26 protein-coding genes, 2 tRNA genes and 1 pseudogene are annotated in these 25,563 nt (G+C 50.9%); 16 read left to right on the top strand and 13 right to left on the bottom strand.

Annotated elements, in window-relative coordinates; genetic code table 11:
- Positions 1-247 precede the first annotated feature (247 nt).
- The 7 genes from ACVB80_RS18345 to ACVB80_RS18315 all read left to right on the top strand — a co-directional run bounded on the left by ACVB80_RS18345 (position 248) and on the right by ACVB80_RS18315 (position 5,785).
- A complete protein-coding gene (locus ACVB80_RS18345) occupies positions 248-3,019 on the top strand; it encodes a toprim domain-containing protein (protein ID WP_481082738.1) in 2,772 nt (923 codons plus the stop codon).
- Positions 3,020-3,021: 2 nt separating this feature from the next.
- Positions 3,022-3,279 (top strand): DUF3850 domain-containing protein, encoded by a 258-nt coding sequence (locus ACVB80_RS18340; RefSeq protein ID WP_481082737.1) that lies wholly within the window; start codon positions 3,022-3,024, stop codon positions 3,277-3,279.
- Positions 3,279-3,533, top strand: a complete 255-nt coding sequence (locus tag ACVB80_RS18335; protein WP_481082736.1) for a hypothetical protein — start codon at positions 3,279-3,281, stop codon at positions 3,531-3,533. The genes ACVB80_RS18340 and ACVB80_RS18335 overlap by 1 nt, the downstream gene beginning before the upstream one ends.
- The gene (locus ACVB80_RS18330) at positions 3,530-4,036 is read left to right on the top strand and encodes a PadR family transcriptional regulator (protein WP_481082735.1); all 507 of its coding nucleotides are present in this window, start codon (positions 3,530-3,532) and stop codon (positions 4,034-4,036) included. Before ACVB80_RS18335 ends, ACVB80_RS18330 begins: the two co-directional genes overlap by 4 nt.
- Before the next feature lie 9 nt (positions 4,037-4,045).
- A complete protein-coding gene (locus tag ACVB80_RS18325) occupies positions 4,046-4,288 on the top strand; it encodes a hypothetical protein (RefSeq protein WP_481082734.1) in 243 nt (80 codons plus the stop codon).
- Positions 4,289-4,410: 122 nt separating this feature from the next.
- Positions 4,411-4,605 carry a hypothetical protein gene (locus ACVB80_RS18320; RefSeq protein WP_481082733.1) on the top strand — a complete coding sequence of 65 codons (195 nt, stop codon included), beginning with the start codon at positions 4,411-4,413 and terminating at the stop codon, positions 4,603-4,605.
- Positions 4,606-4,624: 19 nt separating this feature from the next.
- Positions 4,625-5,785: a tyrosine-type recombinase/integrase gene (locus ACVB80_RS18315; RefSeq protein ID WP_481082732.1), complete on the top strand. Its 1,161-nt coding sequence runs from the start codon at positions 4,625-4,627 to the stop codon at positions 5,783-5,785.
- Between the two features lie 157 nt (positions 5,786-5,942).
- Here the strand turns inward: ACVB80_RS18315 and ACVB80_RS18310 are convergent.
- Both ACVB80_RS18310 and ACVB80_RS18305 read right to left on the bottom strand, forming a co-directional pair.
- Positions 5,943-6,019: transfer RNA gene (locus ACVB80_RS18310), tRNA-Val, on the bottom strand.
- Between the two features lie 34 nt (positions 6,020-6,053).
- A tRNA-Val gene (locus ACVB80_RS18305) sits at positions 6,054-6,130 on the bottom strand.
- Between the two features lie 267 nt (positions 6,131-6,397).
- Between ACVB80_RS18305 and ACVB80_RS18300 the strand changes: the two genes are divergently transcribed.
- Positions 6,398-7,237 (top strand): DNA ligase, encoded by an 840-nt coding sequence (locus tag ACVB80_RS18300; RefSeq protein WP_481082790.1) that lies wholly within the window; start codon positions 6,398-6,400, stop codon positions 7,235-7,237.
- A 58-nt stretch (positions 7,238-7,295) separates the two neighbouring features.
- On the opposite strand, the pseudogene ACVB80_RS18295 reads toward ACVB80_RS18300, so the two are convergent.
- Positions 7,296-8,669, bottom strand: a pseudogene (locus ACVB80_RS18295) (MATE family efflux transporter).
- A 189-nt stretch (positions 8,670-8,858) separates the two neighbouring features.
- Here ACVB80_RS18295 and ACVB80_RS18290 point away from each other — a divergent pair.
- Entirely contained in the window at positions 8,859-9,476 is a 618-nt protein-coding gene (locus ACVB80_RS18290) for a riboflavin synthase subunit alpha (RefSeq protein WP_481082731.1), read from the top strand.
- Between the two features lie 78 nt (positions 9,477-9,554).
- On the opposite strand, the gene ACVB80_RS18285 is transcribed toward ACVB80_RS18290, so the two are convergent.
- Together ACVB80_RS18285 and ACVB80_RS18280 are read right to left on the bottom strand one after the other, a co-directional pair.
- Complete coding sequence (locus ACVB80_RS18285) at positions 9,555-9,758, bottom strand: CPXCG motif-containing cysteine-rich protein (RefSeq protein ID WP_481082730.1); 204 nt, start codon at positions 9,756-9,758, stop codon at positions 9,555-9,557.
- A 292-nt stretch (positions 9,759-10,050) separates the two neighbouring features.
- On the bottom strand, positions 10,051-10,923 hold the full coding sequence (locus ACVB80_RS18280) for a fructosamine kinase family protein (protein ID WP_481082729.1): 873 nt from the start codon (positions 10,921-10,923) through the stop codon (positions 10,051-10,053).
- A 299-nt stretch (positions 10,924-11,222) separates the two neighbouring features.
- Between ACVB80_RS18280 and ACVB80_RS18275 the strand changes: the two genes are divergently transcribed.
- From ACVB80_RS18275 to ACVB80_RS18265, 3 genes are all read left to right on the top strand, one after another.
- Complete coding sequence (locus ACVB80_RS18275; RefSeq protein WP_481082728.1) at positions 11,223-12,200, top strand: response regulator; 978 nt, start codon at positions 11,223-11,225, stop codon at positions 12,198-12,200.
- 41 nt (positions 12,201-12,241) lie between these two features.
- Positions 12,242-13,156: a GGDEF domain-containing protein gene (locus ACVB80_RS18270; protein ID WP_481082789.1), complete on the top strand. Its 915-nt coding sequence runs from the start codon at positions 12,242-12,244 to the stop codon at positions 13,154-13,156.
- A 99-nt stretch (positions 13,157-13,255) separates the two neighbouring features.
- Positions 13,256-13,600, top strand: a complete 345-nt coding sequence (locus ACVB80_RS18265) for a DUF3802 family protein (RefSeq protein WP_481082727.1) — start codon at positions 13,256-13,258, stop codon at positions 13,598-13,600.
- Here ACVB80_RS18265 and ACVB80_RS18260 read toward each other — a convergent pair.
- Together ACVB80_RS18260 and ACVB80_RS18255 are read right to left on the bottom strand one after the other, a co-directional pair.
- Positions 13,597-14,085 carry a C40 family peptidase gene (locus ACVB80_RS18260; protein ID WP_481082726.1) on the bottom strand — a complete coding sequence of 163 codons (489 nt, stop codon included), beginning with the start codon at positions 14,083-14,085 and terminating at the stop codon, positions 13,597-13,599. The genes ACVB80_RS18265 and ACVB80_RS18260 overlap by 4 nt on opposite strands.
- 78 nt (positions 14,086-14,163) lie before the next feature.
- Complete coding sequence (locus ACVB80_RS18255) at positions 14,164-14,943, bottom strand: sterol desaturase family protein (RefSeq protein ID WP_481082725.1); 780 nt, start codon at positions 14,941-14,943, stop codon at positions 14,164-14,166.
- 55 nt (positions 14,944-14,998) lie between these two features.
- Here ACVB80_RS18255 and ACVB80_RS18250 point away from each other — a divergent pair, with 55 nt between their 5' ends.
- Both ACVB80_RS18250 and nagK read left to right on the top strand, forming a co-directional pair.
- Positions 14,999-15,748, top strand: a complete 750-nt coding sequence (locus ACVB80_RS18250; RefSeq protein WP_481082724.1) for a tRNA-uridine aminocarboxypropyltransferase — start codon at positions 14,999-15,001, stop codon at positions 15,746-15,748.
- 120 nt (positions 15,749-15,868) lie between these two features.
- A complete protein-coding gene (gene nagK / locus ACVB80_RS18245) occupies positions 15,869-16,777 on the top strand; it encodes an N-acetylglucosamine kinase (protein ID WP_481082723.1) in 909 nt (302 codons plus the stop codon).
- 68 nt (positions 16,778-16,845) lie between these two features.
- On the opposite strand, the gene ACVB80_RS18240 is transcribed toward nagK, so the two are convergent.
- The 6 genes from ACVB80_RS18240 to ACVB80_RS18215 form a co-directional block, all read right to left on the bottom strand.
- On the bottom strand, positions 16,846-17,112 hold the full coding sequence (locus ACVB80_RS18240; RefSeq protein ID WP_481082722.1) for a DUF2960 family protein: 267 nt from the start codon (positions 17,110-17,112) through the stop codon (positions 16,846-16,848).
- Positions 17,113-17,191: 79 nt separating this feature from the next.
- A complete protein-coding gene (locus ACVB80_RS18235) occupies positions 17,192-18,964 on the bottom strand; it encodes a bifunctional molybdopterin-guanine dinucleotide biosynthesis adaptor protein MobB/molybdopterin molybdotransferase MoeA (protein WP_481082721.1) in 1,773 nt (590 codons plus the stop codon).
- On the bottom strand, positions 18,961-19,545 hold the full coding sequence (gene mobA, locus ACVB80_RS18230; protein ID WP_481082720.1) for a molybdenum cofactor guanylyltransferase MobA: 585 nt from the start codon (positions 19,543-19,545) through the stop codon (positions 18,961-18,963). Before mobA ends, ACVB80_RS18235 begins: the two co-directional genes overlap by 4 nt.
- Positions 19,523-20,227, bottom strand: coding sequence for an energy-coupling factor ABC transporter ATP-binding protein (locus ACVB80_RS18225; protein WP_481082719.1), 705 nt, complete (start codon positions 20,225-20,227; stop codon positions 19,523-19,525). The genes mobA and ACVB80_RS18225 overlap by 23 nt, the downstream gene beginning before the upstream one ends.
- An 8-nt stretch (positions 20,228-20,235) precedes the next feature.
- Complete coding sequence (locus ACVB80_RS18220; protein ID WP_481082718.1) at positions 20,236-20,934, bottom strand: ABC transporter permease; 699 nt, start codon at positions 20,932-20,934, stop codon at positions 20,236-20,238.
- A 2-nt stretch (positions 20,935-20,936) separates the two neighbouring features.
- Entirely contained in the window at positions 20,937-21,749 is an 813-nt protein-coding gene (locus ACVB80_RS18215; RefSeq protein ID WP_481082717.1) for an ABC transporter substrate-binding protein, read from the bottom strand.
- A gap of 336 nt (positions 21,750-22,085) precedes the next feature.
- On the opposite strand from ACVB80_RS18215, the gene ACVB80_RS18210 reads away from it, so the two are divergent.
- A complete protein-coding gene (locus tag ACVB80_RS18210; RefSeq protein ID WP_481082716.1) occupies positions 22,086-23,552 on the top strand; it encodes a sigma-54-dependent transcriptional regulator in 1,467 nt (488 codons plus the stop codon).
- The gene (locus ACVB80_RS18205) at positions 23,542-25,557 is read left to right on the top strand and encodes a sensor histidine kinase (protein ID WP_481082715.1); all 2,016 of its coding nucleotides are present in this window, start codon (positions 23,542-23,544) and stop codon (positions 25,555-25,557) included. The genes ACVB80_RS18210 and ACVB80_RS18205 overlap by 11 nt, the downstream gene beginning before the upstream one ends.
- Positions 25,558-25,563 lie beyond the last annotated feature (6 nt).

The following is a 25,563-nucleotide window of genomic DNA, read 5'->3' as shown; positions in this document are numbered from 1 at the left end:
CGCGGGTGGCAACAGCCACCCTGGTATGCAGAAACCTGCCTCTGCAGTTCCCGGATACCGGCGGTAAATCTCAGCCAGTTACCGCCGGAGAAAAAGCAGCTGGTTTGGGAGCATATTCAGAGCAACCACCGCCCAGTGGCTGAGTTAATGAAATCTGCCGAATTTCGTCAGTTAAGGCAGCAGTTAAAGCACTACTTTGGCCCTGTGACCATCGGGGTGGATTTGAAAGAAATTGGAGGCACGCTTTATGGCGTCCGCAGACAAACTAAAACAACAAATTGATTTGCATGATCTGGCCGAGCGTCTGGGCATGGAGCGCCCTGATCCAAACGGTAACTACCGGGCACCAGACCGCGCAGACAAGCATCCGAGCGTGAGCATCTTTGACGGTAAGGATTCCGGCATGATGATGTGGAAAGACCATACCTCAGGCGAAAAAGGGAGCTGTATTGACCTGGTCATTTACTGCGGCCGTGCTGGTGATGCCAGTGAAGCGATGCGTTTTCTGCATGAAGAGTACGGGATCCCGACCGACGATGCTGCGCAGCCTCAACAGCAAAAGAGCCAGCTCGAATGGCTGGCAGACAAGCAACTGGCGGCAGCGAATGATGCCCGGGCCTATCTGTTTGATGAGAGAAAGATCCCGGCAGCTGTCATCGATATGCTGCAGAAGAGAGGGGCGTTTGGTTTCAGTGACTGGACCAACCCGCAAAAGAACCCGGGAGAGATGGGCTATGGTGGCCCTGCTGTTACTTTTCCTGCCCGTTGTTATTACAGCCGTGAGGTAAAAGGGATTGATTACCGCTTTTTCGACCCTGCGCTTAACGGAGACCTCAAAACAAAAGCTCAGGGAGAGAAGCGTGGCTACCCGTACATTCCGGATCATATTGCTTTCAAGCGTGCTAACACCGTCATTGTGGTTGAGTCCCCGATCAATGCCATTTCTGCGATTACCGCTTTTGACCCTGAAGGCAGCGGCAAAGGCTCCACCACTGCCATTGCCACGAGAGGGCTGGCCGTTGAAGAGATTGACTGGCGCTTTCTGGTGGGGAAAAAGGTGGTGTGTTGTTTCGATAATGATGAGCCGATTAAAGATGGCCCACGCAAAGGACATCGCCCGGGCCCGGAAGCCGGATGGCTGGTACATGAAGCGTGTACGGCTCTGAATATCCCTTGCTTCATCGTTAATCACAATAACTCCAATTGGGATGGTACCAACGACCTGAACGACTACCTGCGTAAACACGGAGCGAATGAAACCAAATACGCCCTGCACCGTAAAGAGCAGTGGCTGGTATATGGGCAGGAAGGCGACTTTAAGAATGATGGCCGTTACCGCCGTTTACCTCTGCCGGACCATGATCAGAATGTGTACTTCCTGTACCGGGTGAAAGCGGACTTTACCAGTGTGCTGAAGATAGTTCAGAACGAAGAGGGGGAGGCGACCGTTCCCCAGGACGTGTGCAGCTTTCGTGTAGCTGGTTTGTCTAAGGTGACTATTTCTTCTGCGACTGCGGCGATGACTGGAGAAGTGGATCTACAGCCGCGTAAGGTTTACTGCGCGACGATTCAGACCCCGGACTCACCTTATGAATTGACCCGTGAAGTGCTTAAGCGTGAGCAGTTGTACAACATAGATGTTTGGCGCCGCATTGGTGGCGGTATTTTTAACCCGGGTAAGTTCAGCCGGATGATCTCCATCCTCGAGCGCGCCACTCATATTGGCGCCCGCACTGCGGTGAACTTTGTGGGGCTCGCCTGGCAGAACGGAAAAGCAATATTGAATGAGGGGCCAGATTGCTATTTCATCGATGCCCGTCAGCAGTGCCCTTATTACAACTTGCAGTTTCCTGCAGGAACTCCTGAGCAGGGGCGGCGAGTGATTGAGGCGTATCAGGCCACATTCACCAGGAATGCAGCTCTGATTTTGCTGGTTTGGGGGCTTGGTTCGCACATCAAAACGTTTTTAGGATTTTGGCCGCACTTCACTTTGCAGGCGGGCAAGGGCTCTGGTAAGTCAACTCTGATTAAGTCGCTGGAGAGAACTATCGCTTTCACTATGTTCTCGGGGCAGAACATTCAATCAGACTGGCGAATAGTTACCTCAATCTCTCACACTTCTCACCCGGTTGGGTGGGAAGAGCTTAGTGCTCAGGATCAAAAGAGAATTGACTTTGCTGTAGGACAGTTACAGGAGAGCTATCAGTATTCGGTGGGACACCGGGGCTCTGAGCTGAAAGAGTTCCTTAGTATCGCTCCTGTGCTTTTAGCTGGTGAAGATGTTCCTGTAAATTCGCTCATTGGTAAGATTGTTCGATCTGATCTTACGGGAAGGAAAGGGGATTTACTTCCAGATGATTTGCCTCGCTTTCCGGTTAAAAACTGGATTCTGTACCTTACGGGTTTTACCCGCCCTCAAATGAAACGCGCGTACCAGGAGTGTGTGAGTTATCTGGATAAGCATTGTATGGCGAAGCCAGATGATAACGGCGCCAACCGTATGCGCGATAACTACGCTTGTTTGTTGCTTTCGTGGAAGCTGCTCTGTGAATTTACCGGTGTTGCGACTAACTACGGTCACTTTATCAATGACTTGGTTGCAGAGATGAACCTGCACATCAGTGAAACCAGTGCCGAGCGCGAGCCCTGGGTTTGGATCACTGAGCTAATTCTGGGTGAGATGGACGCTGGTCATTTTCGCCATCCCTATGCGTATGACTGGATTGATGGGGAGTTGTGCTTACTGATCCGGACCAGCCATATCATGCAACACATCAGCCAGAGTCCTGCCCTGAGAAACAAGTTTGACAGCCTGCCGGTTAAATCTGACCGGGTACTGAAGAAGCAACTCAAAGACGCTGACGTAGTGCTGAAAGATGGCTGTGAGAAAAGCATTAACGGCAAGCGAGTATCCAATTTTGTTGCTCTGGGCGTCGAGAACCTGCGTGAGTATGGGGTGTATCCGACCGTGCCGGAGGATGTTCAGGAAAGAGAAGTGAATGGGGGTAACAAGCAGTGAGAATGCATGAGTTGAAAATCCAGCCTGAGTACCTGGAGAAGATTATTACCGGTGAGAAGACATTTGAGATCAGGAAGAATGATCGGGATTTTAAAGTTGGGGACCAGGTAAGCCTGTTTGAGACAGGCAGCGATCGCTATGTGGTGGTCCGGATCAAATACATCACTGACTACCAGCAGAAAGACGGCTTTGTTGTTTTCTCGTTTGACTGGATCTGTGGTGGCCACGCAGATTTTTCTGCAGTACAGGAAGCTTGTTGATGGAGTATCTGGCGATCTATCTCAATGAAAGCGGGGCGGTAGCCCGGGATAGGACTTCTAAGAAGGTGATTAACATGCAGTTGGGAGACTTCCCAGATCTCGATAGCGCTGTTGAACATGCGTGCGATGTTTTGGAGTGCAAACATTTGCGAAATGGTGTGCTTCGCAGAACCGGTGGCTTTGGTGGCTTCATGGTTTGTGAAGTAAGTGAAATGGCAACTGTTGCCAAAGAAAAAATGGAAGGTGAACAATGAAAAACTCGTTATCAAATCTGCAGGTGATTTTGCTTAGCCTGCTTTCGAAAGACTCAATGACTGGTTATGACCTGACCCGGGTAACCGGAGAGTATGGCTGGCAAGCCAGTCACCAGCAGATCTATCGCGAGCTTAACAAGATGGAAGCTCAGGGGCTTCTGACCTGCGAGCTGGTTCCTCAGGAAGGCAAACCGGATAAGAAAACCTATACCCCGAGTGACCATGGTCAGGTACTGCTCGAGCAGGCCGCTGACATCGATAGCCTAGTGGTTCCCAAATGGCAGGATGAAGCCTGTGCGATGGTTTTTGTTAAAGATGCCGGTTTCTTCTTCGCTTACTCAGCGAAGCTCAACAATGAGCTGGAGCGCATGGATAAGCTTTCAGAAAGCATGCTTCCTGAAGCGCGTTTGTTGGTGGAGCGCCGGCAACGTCATCTTCAGGCAGATATCGAATGGTGCGAACAGGTAATCGCACAGTTCTCACCAGTCAGCAAGACGGCATAGGAGGCAGTCATGGCAAAGAAACAGTTAAATCATATCGCCTGTTCCATTCTGCAAGTGTTCGAAGAAGCAGGCATGGATCAGCCTTATATCGAGGACAAAAAGAAACGCCTGGAAGGGCATGAGAACAAATACGAGTCGCTGGCAAGCGCTATCAATCTGGATGCGGAGAACAAGAAGCGCCTGGCAGGGAAGATGGGGATTACTTCATTGCATCTGGATGTGACGTTAAAGGTGCTGAATCACCATTGTTAGTGAGCAGACAAAACTATGCTCATGGCTCCAACATCACTGGTATTCCTCTGGAGCGGCAACTCCGGAGGGTACCGTTTCAAAAAGCAATCACCGCAGAGATGGCTTGTCTGTGGGAGGACATTATGCTGATAAAACTGAATACATGGCGTCAACAGCGTTTCCCGAACGGGGATGCACCCGATGTAAGGATCTGCCGTAGGGAAATTGATTTAGGTACGTTGCCTGGTAAGAGAATTGGTCGCTCATATTACGTTGATATCGAGAAAGAGAAGCAAGCAACAGGTGATCCTATGCTTGATGAGTTGATGAAGCATTAGTAAGCGAGTGGAGGTGACCGTGCCGAGACCAAGAAATAAAGAACATAAAGGCCTGCCTGAGGGCCTTTATTTTAAAGGCGTGAAAGGGTACGTCTTTAAGCGGGTAGATAATACCTGGAAATCATTGGGCAAAGACAAGAGCAGAGCTGTCGCTCTGGCCAGACGTTACAACGCAACATTTCGAATCGATACTGAACTGACTCATGATGTCAGCCAGTTCAGCCCGAGAACAAGCAATGCAAACGCCCGTCCTCTTTCCGAGTTTTTTAAAACCCTGAAAGCTCGTTACCTGGAGGATGAGCAGCCTTCCAAAGAGACGTATAAGTTGTTTGTAAACCGTCTCGACAGGCTCAATGATCTGATTGGTGGCCGCGTAGGCATAAGCATTTCGCTAAATGACGTTAACTACGTTCTGGAAGAGTGCGCCGGCGGCAAGTCCAACGAAGTGTATAACCGGTGGATCAGCTTCATGGGTAAGGTGTTCGACTATGCGGTTGACGAGGGGGTAATGGTGGAGAATGTTGCCCGCCGTAAGAAAGTCCGCCGTCTCGAGGATAAACGGCGGACCAGATTGACAGAGCTCGAGTACAAACAAATTTGGTTGGCAGCGCCCCTTTGGCTGAGAACGGCAATGGAACTATCTATCGAGACCACACACTCAGTAAATGAAGTGTGCTCGATGAAGTACAGCGACTTTGAGAAGCTTGAGGTACCGGTCGAAGAGAGCGGCCTGATGATCTACGGTTATCTGAAAGTTCACCGGGCGAAGGTTAAGAAGAAAGAGGCCAGTCGCGTAAGAATCCCTGTGACGTCGTCACTTTTAAAAGTTATAGAAAACAGCGTAGATGGTGTGCTTTCACCGTACATAGTGCACCGCCTGCCAGACAGGCACCTGAATGAAGTAAGTCAGTACTGTGATCACTTTACCCAGGTAAACAAAAAGTATCTGAGCCGCAAGTTCTCGCACTACAGAGATGCAGTTGGGGTAAAACGCAGTCTTCCGCCTGAGTGCCGGCCAACATTTCACGAGATCAGGGCGCTGAGTATCCACCTGTTTGACAAAGCTGGCTATGACCCTCAGGCCAGGGCAGCACACACAGATTCACGAAGTACGAAGGTTTACAAGGAGGGGCACATTAAATGGATTACCGTGCCGCCGGCAGAGCTTTCACTGGTGTGAGTTTTGGAACCGTTTTGGAACCATTTTGGAACCGGCCAAAATCAGGCGTGTTTCAGCTATTCACTTTAATGAATGTCTATTCGTTTTGAAGGGGAAGCAGGATAGGGAGGCCAGATACAACAAAGCCCGCTATAAAAGCGGGCTTTGTCTTTAAATATGGTGGATCCGGGCGAACTCGAATCGCCGACCCCCGCCATGTCAAGGCGGTACTCTAACCAACTGAGCTACGGATCCAAATTGTGTTCCTGCATCATTATGCAAAAAAGAATGGTGGGTCCGGGCGAACTCGAATCGCCGACCCCTACCATGTCAAGGTAGTACTCTAACCAACTGAGCTACGGACCCATTCCTGTGGAACGAGAGGGATATTAACCACAGCCGGTTTTCGGTGCAAGTACAAATCGCAGGTTTTTGAACTGTTTGGCGAGTTTGTGATCGCCTTGATGCTTTTTTCTGCATTTGTTGGTTTTGGGAGACGCTTAAAGCCCGGCAATGTAATGTAACTGGCCGATTTATCATCATAAATTTGTAACTCACAAATTTACGTTTGTTTGCTTTACCAGGTGTTATCCACTTCGTTTTACTGGTTGTATACGGAGGGGTGAGATGAAACTGAAATACAGTATGATTGCACTGGCGTTACTTGGCGCATGTCCGGCAACTGCGGAGAGGCCGGAGGGGATTCCGGATCTGACACTGGCTATGTCCTACAAGACAGGGACAGAGCTGAGCCTGTATTGGGTAAGTGAGAAGCTCGACGGGATCCGTGCGTTGTGGGATGGCAGCCAACTGGTTACCCGAAACGGAAATATTATTCACGCACCTGCATGGTTTACCAAAAGTTTGCCCGCATTTCGCCTTGAAGGAGAGCTTTGGGCCGGGCGGGACAATTTTCATCTGGTTCAGCAAACCGTGTTAGATAAAATCCCCAATGATTCCGCGTGGAAGAAAATCCGGCTGATGTTGTTTGATCTGCCGGATAATGCGGGAAACTATGCCAAGCGTTATCACGATCTGGGTTACTGGCTGGCGGGAAATCAGAATGATCACCTTAGCCGGATCGCTCAGAGTCCCATTCATAACGAATCGGACCTGAACCGCTTACTTGATACGGTAACCGGCCAAAAAGGTGAAGGGCTGATGCTGAGAAGGGTTGATATGCCGTATCAGGGCGGACGCAGTGAGGCTCTGTTAAAAGTTAAAAAACATCAGGACGCTGAGGCTAAGGTAATAGGGTATAAGATAGGAGAAGGCAAGTATGAGGGTATGGTGGGCTCTCTGATTGTCGAAACCAGTGAAGGTGTGCGTTTTAAGGTGGGCAGTGGTCTGAGTGATGCCCTGAGACGTGAGCCGCCGGAAATTGGCTCTGTTATTACTTATCGTTACAACGGCTATACCCTTAACGGCATTCCCAGATTCGCGCGATTTGTCCGGATGCGGGTGGAAGAATAAACAAAAGCCGAAGCGCCAAACTGCTTCGGCTTTTGTTTTTGAGCGGGTAGGCGGGTTTTTAGCGCGCTGCAAATTCCAGCTGAATATCGCTGTCCTGTTTATGCATCCAGTGCAGGCGCATTCCCAGCATAATCGCGGCTGCTGTCAGGCCGATGATGATACCAATCCAAAAACCGGCAGCGCCCAGCGGCTCACTGGTAAGCAGGGTGGTTGCCCCCAGCGCATAACCCACAGGAAGGCCCAGAACCCAGTAGGCGATGAAAGTGCGGTTAAATATCGCTTTCATATCTTTATAGCCACGCAGCGCACCGGCCGCGACGATTTGCACCGCATCAGTGCACTGGTAAATCGCAGCGAGTAGCATCAGACTGGTTGCCAAACCAATCACTTCAGGATTATTGGTGTAGAGCAGGGCAATCTGCTCGCGCAGCAGTATGGTAAACAGCGCAGTACAGCAGGCCATAAGCAGGCCGACAATCAGGGCAACCCGGCTGGCGATCATCGCGCCTTCGGTCGATTTCTCACCCATTTTATGACCAACACGGATACTGACCGCAGCACCAATACTCATCGGCAGCATAAAGACCAGTGACGAGAAGTTCATCGCGACCTGGTGCGCGGCTACCACCATAGAGCCAAGTGGCGCAATCATCAGTGCCACTACAGCAAACAGAGTCACTTCAAAGAAGATCGCGGCTGCAACCGGGAAACCCAGTTTGAACAGGCGCAGTACAGCTTTCTTTTCAGGTTTGTGGAACCGGTCGAACAGCCCTATATGGCGCAGGCGATCAGAGGTCATAACGTAACCCAGCATCATCGCGAACATTGCCCAGTAAACCAGGGTTGTTGCTACGCCACAGCCCACGCCACCCAGAGCGGGCACTCCGAACTTGCCGTAGACAAAAATCCAGTTGAGTGGAATGTTAAGCAGCAGACCGGCAAAACCGATCACCATCGCAGGCTTGGTAAGAGACATGCCATCGGTAAAGCTTCGCAGTGTCTGAAACAGCAGGAAGGCCGGTACGGCTGTCATCATGGCGTACATATAACCAATCGCTTTGTCTGCCATTGCCTGTTCGACCTTCATTCAGCCGAGGATAAACTGGGTTTGCATCAGCACCAGAATAATCGGAACGCTGACAAAAATCGCCAGCGCGATTCCCTGGTGGATCTCAAAACGGATCTTCTGCTGATCGCCGGAGCCATTCAGTTGGGCGACAACGGGCACCAGTGCCATCAAAAGGCCAATGCCAAACAGAATAGACGGCAGCCATACGCTGGTTGCAACGGCGACGGCGGCCATATCGGTCGGGCTGACACCGCCCGCCATGACGGTATCCACAAAGCCCATACCGGTTTGCGCGACTGAGGCAATAAGAACCGGTGCAGCAAGTTTTAACAGTTGTGCGGTTTCTTTACGATAACGGTGCACAGAGACTCCAGAGAAAATGTGTAATAGAAAAGAATGTGCAGAACGTGATAGGAATCACGAGAGTTTGAGCTATGATAAGGCCTGGATTCAATTATACCAACACCCGTCGGGCAAAAGATTTCGTGGCCGTTTCAGCGGCTTTTTTTTGTAAGGTTTATGGTGCTACGGGCTGTTGTTAAAGAGGTAAGCATGTTTACAGGAATTGTTCAGGGTACCGCTAAAGTTGTATCGATAGAAAAAAAGGAACGCTTTCAGACACACGTTATTGAAATGCCGGATTCGCTGGAACAGGGCCTGAAAGTCGGCGCATCTGTTGCGCATAACGGCTGCTGCCTGACGGTGACCAAAATTGAAGGCCGCCAGGTATGGTTTGATCTGATGCACGAGACCCTGGATAAAACTAATCTGGGGCTGCTTGAGGCAGGTGATGAGATTAATGTTGAGCGCGCCGCTAAGTTTGGTGATGAGATTGGCGGGCACAGTATGTCGGGTCACATCTCAAATGTCGCGACTATCTGTGATGTTATTGTCAGTGAAAATAACCGCACTATTTGGTTTGAACTGTCTGAGCCTGAAATGGAGAAATATGTCCTGAGCAAGGGCTATATTGGCATCGACGGCTGCTCACTGACCATCGGTGATGTGAAAGACGGCCGTTTCAATGTGCATCTTATTCCTGAAACCCTGACCCGAACCCTGTTTGGCCGCCGCCAGACAGGAGATAAAGTAAATATCGAGTTTGATCCGCAGACTCAGGCGATTGTCGATACGGTAGAGAGAGTGCTGGCTCAGCGCGAAGTGAGCTGATAACCGTTCCCGAACAGAAAAAGCCCCGTTTACATGAGTAAGCGGGGCTTTTTGCTTTAATCAGGAGAAACGGGCCAGTCAGAAAATTTGCTCGTCGTCAGCATCGACCATCAACTGAATGTCATCATGTTGCTCATCGACCAACATGCTCAGGTGAATGGCATGGCAACATGCCGGGCAGTCATCATAAAACTCCTGACTGCCATTTGAAGAGTCAAGGGTGATACGGATCGTATGTCCACAGTGAGGGCAGATCACGCTTTTCTCAGTGTAATTTTTCATTGGCCTTATCCTTACATCCAAACAGGAAGTGTTGTGTCCTTAACTTCATATTAGGTTTGGAAGTTGTTTAAGGTTAAGAATTAAGTGGCAAAGTTGAGACAGTGCAAAGAATGAAACAATTTCAAAGAATTTATAAGATCTGCCTCGGAAAATTGCCTGAGATGGTATGGATTTTTATGCGGAAAATTTGAGATGCATTCCATATTTATAGTTTTGTTATCAGGCTATAAAACCCCAAAAAAAACACGACACCTGGACAGGGTGCCGTGCTGTTAATTCTTCCGGTTACTGATTATCGATAGTCAGCAACGAGCTGCTCTATGATCCCCTGAGCTTCTTCCAGATAGTGTCCGCCAAACAGGTTGCAGTGATTGAGAACATGGTAGAGATTGTATACGTGCTTACGGGACTGATATTCGAGCGGTAACGGTCGAACGCTTTCATAACCCTGATAGAAATCAGGCAGGAATCCACCGAACAGTTCGGTCATCGCAAGGTCGCATTCTGCATCGCCCCAGTAGGTGGCCGGGTCGTAGCAGACCGGGCCAAACGCAGAATTGGATACATTGCCATGCCAGAGATCACCATGGAGCAGGGAAGGTTTGGGCTGATGATGGCGAAGCGCGGCATAGACCGAGTCCACGACAATATCGGCCTGGCCGAATGAGATACCTTTCTCTTTCAGCAGCTGCAGCTGCCAGCCAATGCGCTGCTCTGAAAAGAAACGGGCCCAGTTTTTGTTCCAGTTGTTTGGCTGCAGGGTGGCGCCAATGTAGTTGTCCTGGTCAAAACCATACTCTTTCTGATCACCCCAGTTATGAAGTTTTGCCAGCTGAAGGCCAAACTTATAACTGTTTTTGTCGTTTTCCAGAGGTTTGAGCGGCACGTAGTTGAGCACTAAAAATGCGTGATCTTTACACTGGCCAAGCAGAACAAACTCAGGAACAAAGACACTCCCGGTTTCGTGGAGCTGGCGAAGACCTTCTGCTTCTGCTTCAAATCGGGGATAGAACTCACGCTCGTTTACTTTGACGAAATAACGCTGTTCACCATCGCTGATCATGTAGCACTTGCTGATGTCACCACCATCGAGACGGACTCTTTCTTCGATCTGAAAATCAAACTGCAGAGTGTCAGATATTTGCTGGGTAATGGATTGCCACATAATCGCTCCTTGGTTGAAGTCGTTACATATCAATATTAGTCCATTTTGCGCGTAACTTACTGTTAAATTGGGCACAATAAACATTTATTAAACCGCAGTCACATTCTTAGACTGCCAGATTTCCGGCGATGCCGATAAATTGTCGCGGATCTTCGATTTTATACAAAGGATCCTGAGGATCCTTTGGTTGTGAAGTAAATCGGATTTTGACCAGTTGTTTGTAACAAAGCGTAGCGATATTAAACCAAATCAGTATAGTGTGACTTTGATTCAAATTTCCCGACTCATTAAGCCTTGATATGAAAGTACTTATATGTGATGACTCTGCGCTCGCGAGGAAATCACTGGCACGTTGCATTACTGAGTGGGAGCACCTTAAAGTTTTGTTCGCTGAAGACGGTCAGGAAGCGCTGACGATCCTCTCTGAGCAGAATATTGACGTGCTCTTTCTTGATCTGACTATGCCGCTGCTTGACGGCTATGGCGTGCTCGAATCGCTCCCGGTATCACGTCACCCGACCAAAGTTGTGGTGGTGTCCGGGGATATTCAGCAGGAGGCCAAACGCCGTTGTCTGGGCCTGGGGGCTTTCGCGTTTGTCGAGAAGCCTTTAAGTGGTGAAGTGGCAGTGCCGCTTTTTGAAAGCCTTGGGCTTAAGTATTATCACCACCATCCGGCACATTCCTTACCTGAACCTGTGTCCGGGCAGGTGGATCCTTTGCTTAAGTTTAAAGAGCTGAGCAACATTGCCATCGGCAGGGGCGCAGCTCTGATGTCTGATCACTTCGGGCATTTTATTCAAATTCCTATTCCCCATATTGGTGTGCTCGACAGTGGTGAGCTTACTATGATGCTGGAAGACGTCCTTCACCGGGACGGTTCTGTAGCCGTTGCGCAGCGGTTTGTTGGAGGGGGGATCCACGGTGAAGCCCTGGTCTGTATGCGTGGCGCAGAAATTACGGAAATGGGGGAGCGGCTGACATTCCGCAGTGAAGACAGCACTTTTAATGAAACGGTTTTGAATCTGGCCAGTTTGCTGGTGTCGTCTTACCTGGTTTCCCTGGGGGAGCAGATGGACATCCAGCTGTCACTGCGTCAGCCAACGGTGATCGATCACCTCCACCAGGAAATTAACTCTCTCGGTCTTGGGCAGTACGACGAGATATTTACTGTTGAATACACCTATGTTGCTGAAAATGCAGACTTCGACTGTGAAGTACTGTTTTTTGTTGATCCGGCTTCTGTCGGGTCTATCAAGCGCGTAATGGAGACCCTGTAGCAGTGCAACACAATCACGAGTTTGCTGAGTTTCATCTCATCATGCAGATCATGGATAACATGGATGCGGGACTGCTGGTGCTCGACTCCCGGTACCGGGTGTGCAGCTGGAACAGTTTTATGCGTTCGTACAGTGGTATCGAGTCGGATGCGATCATGGGCCACAGCCTGTTTGATTTTTTTCCTGAAATTCCTGCGGCATGGCTGAAAGGGAAGATAGATTCGGTAAAAAAACTGCAAATGCGGGCATTTTCTTCCTGGGAGGAGCGCCCGTACCTGTTTAGATTCAATAATTTTTCGCCGATTTCTAACGGGCTGTCCATGATGTATCAGAACGTAGTGATCAGCCCGCTGCGCTCGCTTAACGGGGAAGTGACTCACGTCAGCATCATGGTTCATGACGTTTCAGATGTGGCTAAGAAGAAGCTTCACCTGCGTGAGTCCAATCAAAAGCTCAGCCATTTAAGCCGCACCGACGGACTGACCGGTCTGTTTAACCGCGCGCACTGGGAACAATGCCTGCAGGAACAGTTTGTCCGTTGCGATACACTTGCATCTCACTCCAGTTTGGTTATCTTTGATATTGATTTCTTTAAGAAAGTGAACGATACATACGGGCACAGTGCCGGAGATGGGGTCATTCGTAATACCGCACAGCTTCTTAAGAGAACCGCCCGTCAGGGTGACCTGTGTGGCCGTTATGGCGGAGAAGAGTTTACCGTCATTTTACCGGACACCAACGCCGAGCAGGCACACTTTTTTGCTGAGCGGCTCAGAAACCGGGTTGTTGATTCGCCGGTCGATAATGAAGGTGATGAAATTAACTACACCATCAGTCTCGGAATTTGTGAATACCAGCCAGAAATGACAAATTATCTCCAGTGGCTCGAATCCGCCGATAAAGCCTTGTATAAATCAAAACAAAATGGCAGAAATCAGTCTACAATCTATCAATAGTTGACCACATAGAAAATTCTGTATGTAAAAAACATCAGAGTTGTCATACTATTTACAGAGAGATGATTCAAAACACCAACAAAAGGTGGAGAATAAATAGTGGTAGTAGAAACTGACGGCTATCTTGCTCTTATCGAGCACCTGACATTAAATCTGGATATCTTCGCGACGGCTGAAGGGGACACCGGCGAGGAGAGCGTCGAGGACGTGGTAACGGATCTCATCGCGACCAATATTATGGCGCTGTTTGAACAAAACCCTGAGCTTCACTCAAGTGTACGTTTCCAGCTGCTGAAAGAAGCAGATGCGGTAGCGGAAGATCTGGGCGAAGTGCTTGCCGGTGCATGGCAAAAGAAAGCAACCAACGAGCAAATCATCTTCCTTGATGAGTATATAGCGCTGGTGAAAAACCTGTTTGATTCAGCGGTAGCAACCTACGACTAATTTACCCGCCGAAACTGCCAGAACGCGTCTGCCCAGTAGGGGTTATCCAGCCTGGATATAATCACCCCCTTTGATGTGGACGCGTGCAAAAACTGATTCTGTCCCAGATACACTCCTACGTGATACTGCTTTCTGCGGATCTTAAAAAACACCAAATCTCCCTGCTGTGCCTTATGGTACGGTACATTTGTTCCCTGTTTTACCTGATCTTTCGTGGTTCTGGCCAGTGGCGTAGTGCTGAATCCCTGCATTACTATTTGCGTGAAAGCGCTGCAATCCACTCCGGACTTACTGTTGCCCCCCCAGTGGTATGGCACGCCTTCCCAGTCTTCATACACTCCCTGCCAGTGGGCAGAAAGCACAGTACTTTTATCCTGGGAGTAAGTATAAGCGCCTGAGCTGGTTACAGGTGTGGAGCTGCAACCTGCCAGAGTGATTGTGCCAAGCAGGGCGAGAGCCGGCAGAAGCGGGGAACCAGATGACATTTTAAATCCTTTTGGAAAACACTCTTTCAACCATTATGAAAGCATTTCTTCTTACGATAAACAAATTATCACTCTGAACTATTTGTTGCGAAATGGCTGAGTCAGCATCAGCCAGATATTTTGCTCTTCGGTACGGCGAAACAGTGGCAGGCCGATCTGCATTTCATCGTGACCCGCTTCAGGCTGGGCGCGGTAGCTGCCAAACCAGTGGTCCCACACAGAGAGGAAAAAACCATAGTTGGAGTGAGTTTCGCGTGGGATCACTGAGTGGTGTACCCGGTGCATATCCGGGGTTACCAGCCATTTGCGCAGTTGGTTGTCGAGTTTAAGCGGCAGCCAGGCGTTGCTGTGATTAAACATGGCGCTCACATTGAGCACGATTTCAAACACCACCACAGTGACGGGGGAAATACCGAGCAACCACACCGACGCAATCTTAATCCACATAGAAAGCCAGATCTCTATCGGGTGGAAGCGGGCACCGGTGGTGACATCAATATCCTGATCGGCGTGATGCATCCGGTGCAGGCGCCATAACCAGGGCATGCGGTGAAAAATCCTGTGCTGCCAGTAGATGATGCAGTCCAGTGCGATCACGCCCAGAATCAGATTTGCCCAAAGCGGTAGTGACAGCCAGTGGAACAGACCAAACTGCGCTTCTGTCGCACTGACAGCGGCCTGGAAAGCCAGTACCGGCATCACCAGGCTCAGCAGCAGGTTATTCAGGCCGATAAGCCCAAGGTTGTTCAGCCAGCGCTGGAGTTTGGACTGTGTGAGGTGTTTGCGCGGGAAACGCACTTCCCACAAGGCAAACAGAACCAGTGCTGAGATAAAAAAAACCAGCCGGATGGTATCCATAAAACATATCTCCGTGTGCTAGAATCGCGCGCTCGTTAACTGCAGCAGTAATTCTATGCGTATTCACCAGGTTCACCACCTATATCAGAACAGACTGGCCAGAGCCACAAAACCTTTCAACGCCAGAGGTGCAAAAGTCAAACGTTGCTCTTTTTGTATGGTAGCAGAGCAGCACTGCCTGTGTGCTCATCAGCCGGATATCGAAACGGGTGTCGCGACCATCTTACTGATGTCGGATAACGAAATTCTCAAGCCCAGTAATACCGGCCGCCTTATTGCCGATGTGGTGAAAGAGAGCCATGCCTTTGAGTGGAGCCGTACTGAGCCTTCCGGCGAATTGCTTGATTTATTAAATGATGAGCGTTATCAGCCCGTAGTGGTGTTTCCCGAACAGTACGTTGACGAGCGAAGCCGGCTGGTAATGGATCTGCAACAACCACAACCAGATTTCGACCCGTCGCGTACGCTTCTGCTGATCCTGCTTGATGGCAGCTGGAAAGAAGCCCGTAAGATGTTTCGTAAGTCTGACTACCTGCAGCATCTGCCTGTTTACTCTATCGCACCGGATACTCTGTCGGCTTATGCGATGCGCAGCTCCGAAAATCAGTCTCACCTTGCGACAGCTGAAGTCGCCAGTATGGTACTGAGTGATGCGGGAGAAGAGCAGGCCGGAGCCTTGCTGGCGGACTGGTTTGGCGTGTTTGGCGAGAGCTATATGCTGAGTAAAACCCGCTATAAACCTGATCTCTCAAAGCCTGTACTGACTGAATATGTAAACAAAATGTCCGAAGTGTCCATGGATTGAGCACTTGGTCACAACAGGGGCATTAATCCGCGCCAGGTCACGGATTGAAGGGGTAAGATATGCATAATGGCATTTTACTTTTAATAGTCTTTGTTTTATTTGTATTTTCAGGAGAGAAATATGTACTACGGCTTTGATGTTGGGGGCACAAAAATTGAATTTGGTGCGTTCAACGCCAATCTTGAGCGTGTCGCGACTGAGCGCGTCCCAACGCCGGGTGATGATTACCCGAAACTGGTAGACACCATCGCTGGTCTGGTTGCGAAGTACGATCAGGAATTCGGTACCGAAGGTACGATTGGTCTTGGTATTCCGGGCATGGAAGATGCTGACGACGGTACCGTGCTGACCACCAACGTTCCGGCTGCAAAAGGCAAGCCTCTGCGTAAAGACCTGGAAGCAAAAATTGGCCGTTCAGTACGCATTGATAACGACGCAAACTGTTTTGCCCTGTCAGAAGCGTGGGACGAAGAGCTGAAAGATGAGCCTTCTGTTCTGGGCCTGATCCTGGGTACCGGTTTTGGCGGCGGCTTCGTATTCGACGGTAAAGTATTCTCTGGCCGTAACCACGTTGCTGGCGAAGTCGGCCATGGTCGTCTGCCGATTGATGCCTGGTTCCACCTGGGTGAGAACGCGCCGCTGTTCTCCTGTGGCTGTGACAAGAAAGGCTGTCTTGACAATTACCTGTCTGGCCGCGGTTTCGAGCAGCTGTACGAGCACTACTACGGCGAGAAGAAGAAAGCCATCGACATCATCAAAGCTCAGGCTGAAGGTGAAGAGAAAGCAGTTGAGCACGTTGAGCGCTTTATGGAACTGCTGGCAATCTGCTTTGCAAACCTGTTTACCGCGTTTGACCCGCACGTAGTGGTTCTGGGCGGTGGTCTGTCTAACTACGACCTGATCTACGAAGAAATGCCAAAACGCATTCCTAAGTACCTGCTGTCTGTAGCGAAAGCTCCTAAGATCATCAAAGCGAAACACGGTGATTCAGGCGGCGTTCGTGGCGCAGCATTCCTGAACATCAAGTAATGTTCTGATTTCTGAAAAAGAAGGCCCTGCAATTTTGCAGGGCCTTCTTTTTAGTACTGACTGGTGGATTACTTTTTCTTTTTACCCACGCCCAGGTTTTCTTTTTGCGCCATGGTGATCTTGTCAAATCCCAGCTTCTTAAAGTGCGCATCGCGGTAGTTACGTACCGCTTTGGTGTCGGATACCGCTTCGAGCTGCTGTTCCATCTTCAGGTAGTCGCTGATGTCGATGCCTTCCGCTGCCGCTACGGCTTCGTGGATGTTGCGGAACTTCTCGTAAGAAAACGTCAGGGTCTTTTCCTGTTTTTTGTAGGTGTAGATGATGGTACGTGCCATGTTTGCTGCTCTTTAAAAAATCGTGGCGGAACTCTAGCCGAGATTGCACCTGGGTGCAAGCGCCCGGCTGTATGACTGATTAAATCCGGCCCTGAAGCGGAATGATTCGGACCGGCTCTCCGGCCTTGACGCTGTCCACCTCAGGGGTGATCTCAATCAGGCAGTTGGCTTCACTCATTGAGCGCAGAATACCCGAGCCCTGTTTGCCGGTGGTGCGTACGGTCAGCTGACCCGCAGGAGAGAGCTGGTACACGCCGCGGGAAAACTCAGTCCGGCCCGGGCGGGAACGAAGTGGCTCTTCGGCAATCGCGGTCACTTTCAATGGCTGCCACTCTTTTTCACCCTGCATCTTACGAATAGCAGGTTCAACAAAGTTGATAAATGACACCATGACCGCGACCGGATTACCTGGCAGACCAAAGAACGGCTTACCGTTTATTTGGCCAAAGGCGAGGGGACGACCCGGACGCATATTGATCCGCCAGAAATCGACTTCACCCAGTTCATCGAGCACCGCTTTGATGTAATCCGCATCCCCGACAGAAACGCCACCGGAGGTCAGGATCATGTCGGCACTTTGCGCAGCGCTTTGCACCGCGTCCGCCATTACTTTATGGTCGTCCGGCAGGATACCCAGGTCGATGATGTCGCAACCCAGTGAAGTGAGAAGGCCTTTGAGAGTGAAGCGGTTGGAGTCATAAATCCGGTTTTCACAAAGTGTTTCTCCCGGCGCCTGTACTTCGTCACCGGTAGAGAATATCGCGACTTTCAGCTTTCGAACCAGCGGAAGCTCAGCCATGCCAAGCGATGCAAGCATACCCATTTCTGGCGAGTTAAGACGGGTACCGGTCACAAAGACCGGCTGACCAACGGCCAGGTCTTCCCCGGCCTGACGAACGTTCTGGCCCTGTTTAACAGATGTATTGCCAAACGTTACGATGTCACTGATTTGCTGTGCCTGTTCACGCATTACTACAGTATCTGCGCCTTCGGGCATCGGTGCGCCGGTCATAATTTTGACCGCTTCACCGGACTGAAGCACTTCATTGTATGACTGGCCAGCCATCACTTCAGCGACCACGCGGTATTCGGTTTGTAGCGAATCACCGGCAATAGCGTAACCGTCCATTGCGGAGTTGGTATAGGCGGGCACATTTACCGGCGATGAGACGGGCTTCGCCAGCACCCGGCCGTAAGCATTATCCACCAGACCGGAATCCTGCTCACTCAGCGGATTGATCTGGCCGAGGATTTTCTCCTGTCCCTGCTTAACTGACAGAAATGCAGGGGAGAGGGTGTCGCAACAGGCTGCGGGTTGTGCTGACTTACTTTTGTTCTGCTTATCTTTGCTGAACGCCACTACAAAATCAGCAACAGCATCAAGGTCGTTAATATCCATCAGCGGAAGCGTAGTATCAATCTTCTCATCACAGGCTACCGCGATAATGTTGGCGTCGGTTGGGTAGAGCCAGGGTTTGTCCAGCTCAGCGCGATGCAGTTCAATTTTCGGGAACGCGATGTTCTTACAGCCTTCGACCAGGATAAGATCAAGCTTGTCTGCATCAAAGCGGCTGAGCAGGTAATCAAAACCTGCTTCGGCTTCCGGGGTTTCGGTCATCAGCGCGAAGCGGTTGCGTGAGGCGATCAGCATCTGTCCGGCACCGGCTTTACGCAGGCGGTAACTGTCTTTGCCTGGCTTATCGACATCAAAGTTGTGGTGCGCGTGTTTCAGTACACCAATTCGTAAACCTTTATCGGTCAGTTTTGGCAGCAGGGCTTCAAGCAGGGTCGTCTTTCCGGTTCCGCTGTAGGCAGCGAAACCGAGGATAGGCAGGTCGGGGCGTTGGCTCATATCAGGGTTCCAAACTGTTGTAGTTCTTCTGGTGTATTGAGGTTGATAAAGCTCTGTTCATCGTGGCTGAAGTCAACGTACTCGGTGCGGCATTCATCGTAGAGCAAAATGATTTTCCGGTCTCCGCGTTTCAGAAACGCTTCCAGTCGGCCCAGCACCCGTTTGTGGAACAGGGTAAAGACCGGCTGAACGTGACCACCATCGTGAGCGACCAGGATATCAACGTCTGTGTGAATAGCTTTGGCAAAGTGATCGGTAAGATCGTCTTTGATCAGCGGACTGTCACACGGAACAAACCCCACCCAGTCATGTTTTGCTTTTACCAGACCGGCATGAATGCCACCGAGCGGACCGGGGTAGTCGCCAAACTCATCACCGATAACAGCACCATATTCGGCATAGGTATCCTGGTTGCGGTTGGCGTTAATCAGCAGTTCGTCAGCGTGTGGACTAATCCGGTTGATTACGTGTTCAATAAGCGGGACGTCGTTAAGACGCACAAGACCTTTGTCCTGGCCTCCCATACGTGTGGCCTGGCCACCGGCCAGAATGACCCAACTAATTGGCGTTGGAGATGGCATAGTTATTCTCTTGTACCAGTTGCAACACAGGTGACTCACGCAGGGTCTGCTCTGAGATATGCCACTGCTTCTTGCACAGGGCGGTCAGGGCGTTGGTCTGATGACTGGTGATCACCAGGCTTGACCCACGGTCGATAAGGTCTTTGCACATAACCACCAGCCGTTCGACAGATTCTTTATCCAGGCTGGCACTGGGCTCATCCATCAACAGGATGGCCGGATTGAGTATCCAGGCCCTTGCCATAGCAACACGTTGCTTTTCACCACCTGACAGCAGGGAAACGTGCTCATCGGCCAGGGTTTCGAGACCCACCATGCGCAGAGCTTTAATCACTCTGTTGCGTTTGTCGCGTTTATTTCCAGGGGCGTATTTTATCCCATACGCAATGTTTTCAAAAACACTGCCGTCAAAAAGATAGGGAGACTGGTGCAAATAAATCACTCCCTGATGGCCAGCGGTACCGGTCAGGCGGCGCAACAGTCCCGGTTGGTTACGAAGTACGCGGCCTTCGGTGGGCTTAAGCAGTCCGGCGAGGATTTTCAGCAGGGTGGTTTTTCCCACACCATTGTCGCCGCGCAGGTAAACCACATCATGCGGCCCAAGCGTCAGCCCGGGAATGTGGAACAGTGAACGTTCCTTAAAACTCATCGACAGATTGTCGCAACGCAGGGTTAACGTCATATTGCCTCTTAAGATTTCAGGTAGCCTTTGCCGCGAACGCTCGACAGCGCAAAATTCAGCAGCAGGGCAAGTGCCAGCAGTACCATTCCCAGTGCCACGCCCTGAGCGAAAGCGCCTTTCTGGCTTTCCATGGCGATAGCAGTAGGAATGTTGCGGGTCATGTTCATTATATTCCCGCCGACCATCATAGAACATCCGACTTCAGTGATAATGCGGGAAAATCCGGCGATGATGGCGGCCAGCAGCGGGAAGCGGTTTTCCCACAGCAGGGTATGGGCAACCCGCAGCGGCGAAACGCCAAGGGTGACCGCCGTTTCCAGCGCCCGTTTGTCACTGGACTGAAGTGTACCGTGCATCATGGAAACCAGGATCGGAAAGCAGATCAGCATCTGACCCAGGATCATGGCTTTTTGGGTAAACAGCAGCTGCCAGTCACCCAGCGGTCCGGCACGGGAAAGCATCATGTACAGCAGCAGGCCAATCACCACTGTGGGTACCGCCTGCAGGGTATGAAACAGCGATACCAGCAGCCATTTACCAGGAAAACGGAAGTAGGCGAGTACATAACCGCACGCCAGAGCAGGGATCAGTACCAGCGAGAGCGCCATAAGTGAGACAGAAAAGGAAACACCTACGATCGTCCACAGCTGCGGATCAAAACTGACCAGCAGCTGAAGGGCATCCAGGGTTGTCTGCCAAAGCGTCATGTTCAGCTTTGCTCTGCGTCAGCAACGAACAGTTTCTGGCCTTTGATGGTAAACGCATCGATCAGGGCCTGAGCTTTCGGGCTGACCAGCCAGTCACGAAATACGCGTGCGCCTTTGGTATTCAGGCCCTGGTAACGCTCAGGGTTAATCAGGATCACCTGGTATGGGTTAAACAGGCGTTTGTCACCTTCAACAGCAATAGCCAGTGCGACCTTGTTTTGGTAAGCAAGCCAGGTACCACGGTCTGTCAGGGTGTAGCCCTGCATTTCCGAGGCCATGTTCAGGGTCGGGCCCATGCCCTGGCCGACAGAGCGGTAGCCGCCAAAGTTTGGCTCGATATGACTCTGGGACCAAAGGTTCAGCTCTTTCTTGTGTGTGCCGGAATCATCGCCGCGTGAAACGAAGGCCTGGTTCTTTTCTGCGATGGCTTTGAATGCTTTGGCTACGTCTTTTTCACCGAATACACCAGCCGGGTCGCTTTTCGGGCCAACGACAACAAAGTCATTGTACATCAGCGCTTTTGGCTCGATGCCATAGCCGTTGCTGACAAATTCCGCTTCGGCTTTTGGCGCATGGGTCATCACCAAATCCACATCGCCATTCTGGCCCATGCGCAGTGCTTTACCGGTACCGGCTGCAATAACATCGACCTGGTAGCCGGTCTCTTTTTTAAACTCCGGCAGAAGATAATCGAGCAGGCCGGAGTGATAGGTACTGGTGGTCGTCGCCAGACGTACGTGAGGAAGATCAGTCTCGGCGTAAGCGGTGCCGCTCAGGGTTGCAGCAGCCAGCAGGGGGAGCAGGGTAATTTTCATAGTATTTCCGTTGTCATTATTATTGGTCAGGGTTTGTACACCTGATCGTGTGAGCACTCCGACAGTGCAATCCTAATGCCAATATGCGATACGGAAAAGCGATATATCAATAAACCGGACCATTTCGTGCCTTTGAGACATAAACCTGCAGTGCAGCATACAGCCTGAGAGCTCAGCAAGGTGCGTTCGTCACCGGCAAATTCCTGATACGGCTATCACTATTTGTTTGAATTAAGAGCGGTTAGGATTGCATTGGGACAAAATGTCGCACATACTTGTCCGGTCGCAAGCAGGCGACGGTACACTCTGTCCCATGACATGGCAAAAAGGTGTTTTATGTCTCATCAATCCAACCAATCCTTTCATTCCGGGCTGCAAAGTGCCAGATATAAAGCCTTCTCCGTACTGGTCGTCGATGACGAGCCGGGCATGCAGGCGATCCTCAATAAGGCACTGAGTAAGTTTTTTTCCCGGGTAGATTGTTGCGGAAGTATTGAAGAGGCAGAGGGGCTGCGCCAGCAGAATCACTATGACCTGATTGTACTCGACATTAACCTGCCAGGCCGCTCCGGCATTGAATGGAGCGAAGCCTTTAATGATCCGGATAAACCCGCTGATGTGATTTTTATGACCGGCTATGCCGATCTGGAAACGGCCATCAGCGCGCTGAAACTGGGTGCTTCCGATTTTATTCTTAAGCCGTTTAACCTGGAACTGCTGATGAAGTCCGTTCAGCGCTGTATGGACAAGCGACTGTCTGAACGTATGCAGATGGCGCTGCGGCATGACGCGGGTCGTTATCAGAGCAATGAAATCATCGGTGGCGCGGAGAAAACCAAAATCCTGCGTCAGCTGATTGGTCAGTTTGCCCCTTCCAGGGCATCTGTATTGATTGAAGGCGAGTCCGGAACCGGTAAAGAGCTGGTTGCCCGTGGCATTCATCAGGCCAGCGGCCGTGGTGGGCCGTTTGTTCCGCTAAACTGTGGTGCGATTGCGCCTGAGCTTTTGGAGAGTGAACTGTTTGGCCATGCTTCCGGCGCGTTCACCGGGGCGAAAAAGAGCCGCGAAGGTCTGTTTCGTGTCGCTCAGGGAGGCACCCTGTTTCTTGATGAGATAGGGGAAATGCCGCTCGCCATGCAGGCATCTTTGCTGCGTGTACTTGAGCAGCGGACTATCCGCCCGGTGGGAACTGAAAAAGAGATCAGTATTGATGTACGGATTGTGGCAGCGACTAACCGGAACCTGAAAAAACAGGTTGAAGAGGGCGCATTCCGAAAAGACCTTTACTACCGCCTGAATGTGCTCAAAATTGACGTACCGCCGCTTCGCGAACGGAAAACAGATCTCAATGAGCTGGTGCCATTTTTTACCCGTATGCTGGCCAAAGAGCTGACCATGCCGGAGCCTAAATGGGCGCATGAAGACATTCTGGCTATGAACGACTATGACTGGCCGGGCAACGTACGCGAGCTGAAAAACCTGATGGAGCGCTGCATTCTGCTGGGTAAACCGCCTGCGCACTACTGGCGTGAGCTGAGTGGAGAGAGCGAAGCACCACGGGTGTCAGTTACATTGTCACATAATGCCGAGTTGCCGGAAATGCCGGACTATCGCAGCGATGAAATTGGTGGCTACCCTAACGAGTGGACGCTGAAAGAGGTAGAGAAGTCACACATCCAGCAGGTCGTCCGCTTTCATGACGGCAACAAATCGGCGGCCGCACGTCATCTCGGGGTAGCCCGTAAGACCCTGGAGCGCAAGTACAAAGAGTGGGACGCTGAAGGTGAGTACCATGCCGGCTGAATACCGCGGGCCTTTTGGTCAGCTGAGGTTGTGGCAGTTCCGTTTTCGCACCATGGTACGCTACCGGTTGCTGTTTCTCACGTCAGCCCCGATAGTCTTAACCCTGCTGGCGCTGGTTGGTATTACCCTGTACTGGTCGACCCATTACACCTGGCAAAATGCGCTTTCCAGCGTGGAAGAAAAGCTGTCGGTGGCAGACAACAGTATCGAAATCCTTCAGACCAAGCAGGCACAGAGCTTACGGGCCGTAGGAGACCATCACCTGACGCACGAACTGCTGACCAGTGCCGGATCTTCAAAGCTGAATCATTGGCTTCGCCAGCAAAAAGAATATCATCAGCTCGATTTCCTGCGCTGGCTGCCGTCTTTACCGGAAGAACGGCACGACAGCCGTCATGCTTTTTTTTCTGTGCTGGACAAGGCAGAGCTTGCCGAAATTGACCCGGAGCTCGTCCGGCGTGCTAACATCAACCTGCTTGGAGAGTTCGGTCAGGAATCCCGTGGGCTTATCAGCCGCTCTTTTTATCCGGTATGGCACGGCGGTAAACTTCTTGGTTATCTCGATGGCGGGATCCTGCTTAACAACAGTACCGCACTGGTCGACCGTATCCGCGATCTTATCTATCCCAAACCCAACCCGATGCAGCCTCAGAAAGGCACGGTTACTCTGTTCCTCGATGATGTGCGTATCAGCACCAATGTTCCGCTCAGCCGCGATGATAACGCCGGGCGTGCCATTGGTACCCGGGTCTCAGATCGGGTGAAAGAAGCCGTACTCGAACGGGGTCAGCACTTTATTGACCGGGCTTACGTGTACGATGACTGGTACATCACCGCATATCAGCCAATTTATGACCACGATGACCAGGTGATTGGAATGCTCTATACCGGTTATCTGATCTGGCCACTTATAAGGGTATATATTACAAACCTTGGTGAGATAGGGCTGACCATTATTACCCTGCTGCTCATTTCCGGGATGATGGTGTACCGGGGCTCAAGGGATCTGTTCGCGCCTATTGAACGTATTCATTACGTTGTGAAATCGGTTCAGGCTGGCAGGCACAAGCGTATCGGCCAGCTTGGGTTTCATCACGACCATGAACTTTCCCAGCTTGCCGGGCAGTTCGACAACATGCTCGACCTGCTGGAGAAGCGAAACCAGGAAATCCGCCGCGCTGCTGATCAGCTGGAAGAGAAAGTGCAGAACCGGACCCTGAAGCTGAGAGAAAAAACCGAGCAACTTGAACACCACATTCAGCTGCTGAACCAGACCCGGGATAAACTGATCGTCAGTGAGAAACTGGCTGCGCTCGGTCAACTGACCGCAGGTATTGCCCATGAAATCAATAACCCGACCGCGGTGATCCTTGGCAACGTGGAGCTGCTTAAGTTTGAACTGGGTGAGGGTGCTGATTGCGTCGAAGAAGAGTTGACGACGATTCTCACCCAGATCGACCGTATCCGTACCATTACCCGCAGCCTGCTGCAGTACAGCCGTCAGGGCGGGATCCAGGATGAAATCACCTGGCAGCATATTAATCCGATCATCGAAGAGAGCCTGACCCTGGTGAAAACCGCGGTGAAGAGGCAAAACATTGTGTTTGAGACCCGGCTGGAAGCCAAAGCGGTGATTGAAATGAACCGTCATCAGTTGCTGCAGATCCTGGTAAACCTGGAGATGAACGGCATTCACGCTATGCAGGGCGAAGGCCAGCTGACTCTCACTACCCGCGACTGGTACGAAGACGATGAGTTAAAAGGCGTAGTGGTAACGGTTGAAGATCAGGGCTGCGGTATTGCCCGGGAGAGCCTGACCCGAATTTTTGACCCTTTCTATACCACAAAGCGTGAGGGTACCGGACTTGGGCTTTCGGTGACTCAGAGCCTGCTCAGTCAGTCTGGCGGGGACATTGAAGTTCGCTCTGAACCTGGCGAAGGAAGCTGCTTTACTCTTTATCTTCCGCATAAACAAACGGTAATCGCCGCTACCACTCTGGCGTAATCAAAA

This window comes from Vibrio sp. 9-16B-A1 (assembly GCF_056726165.1).
Note: the sequence above shows the minus strand (reverse complement) of the source record. Positions and strands in the feature narration are given on the sequence as shown.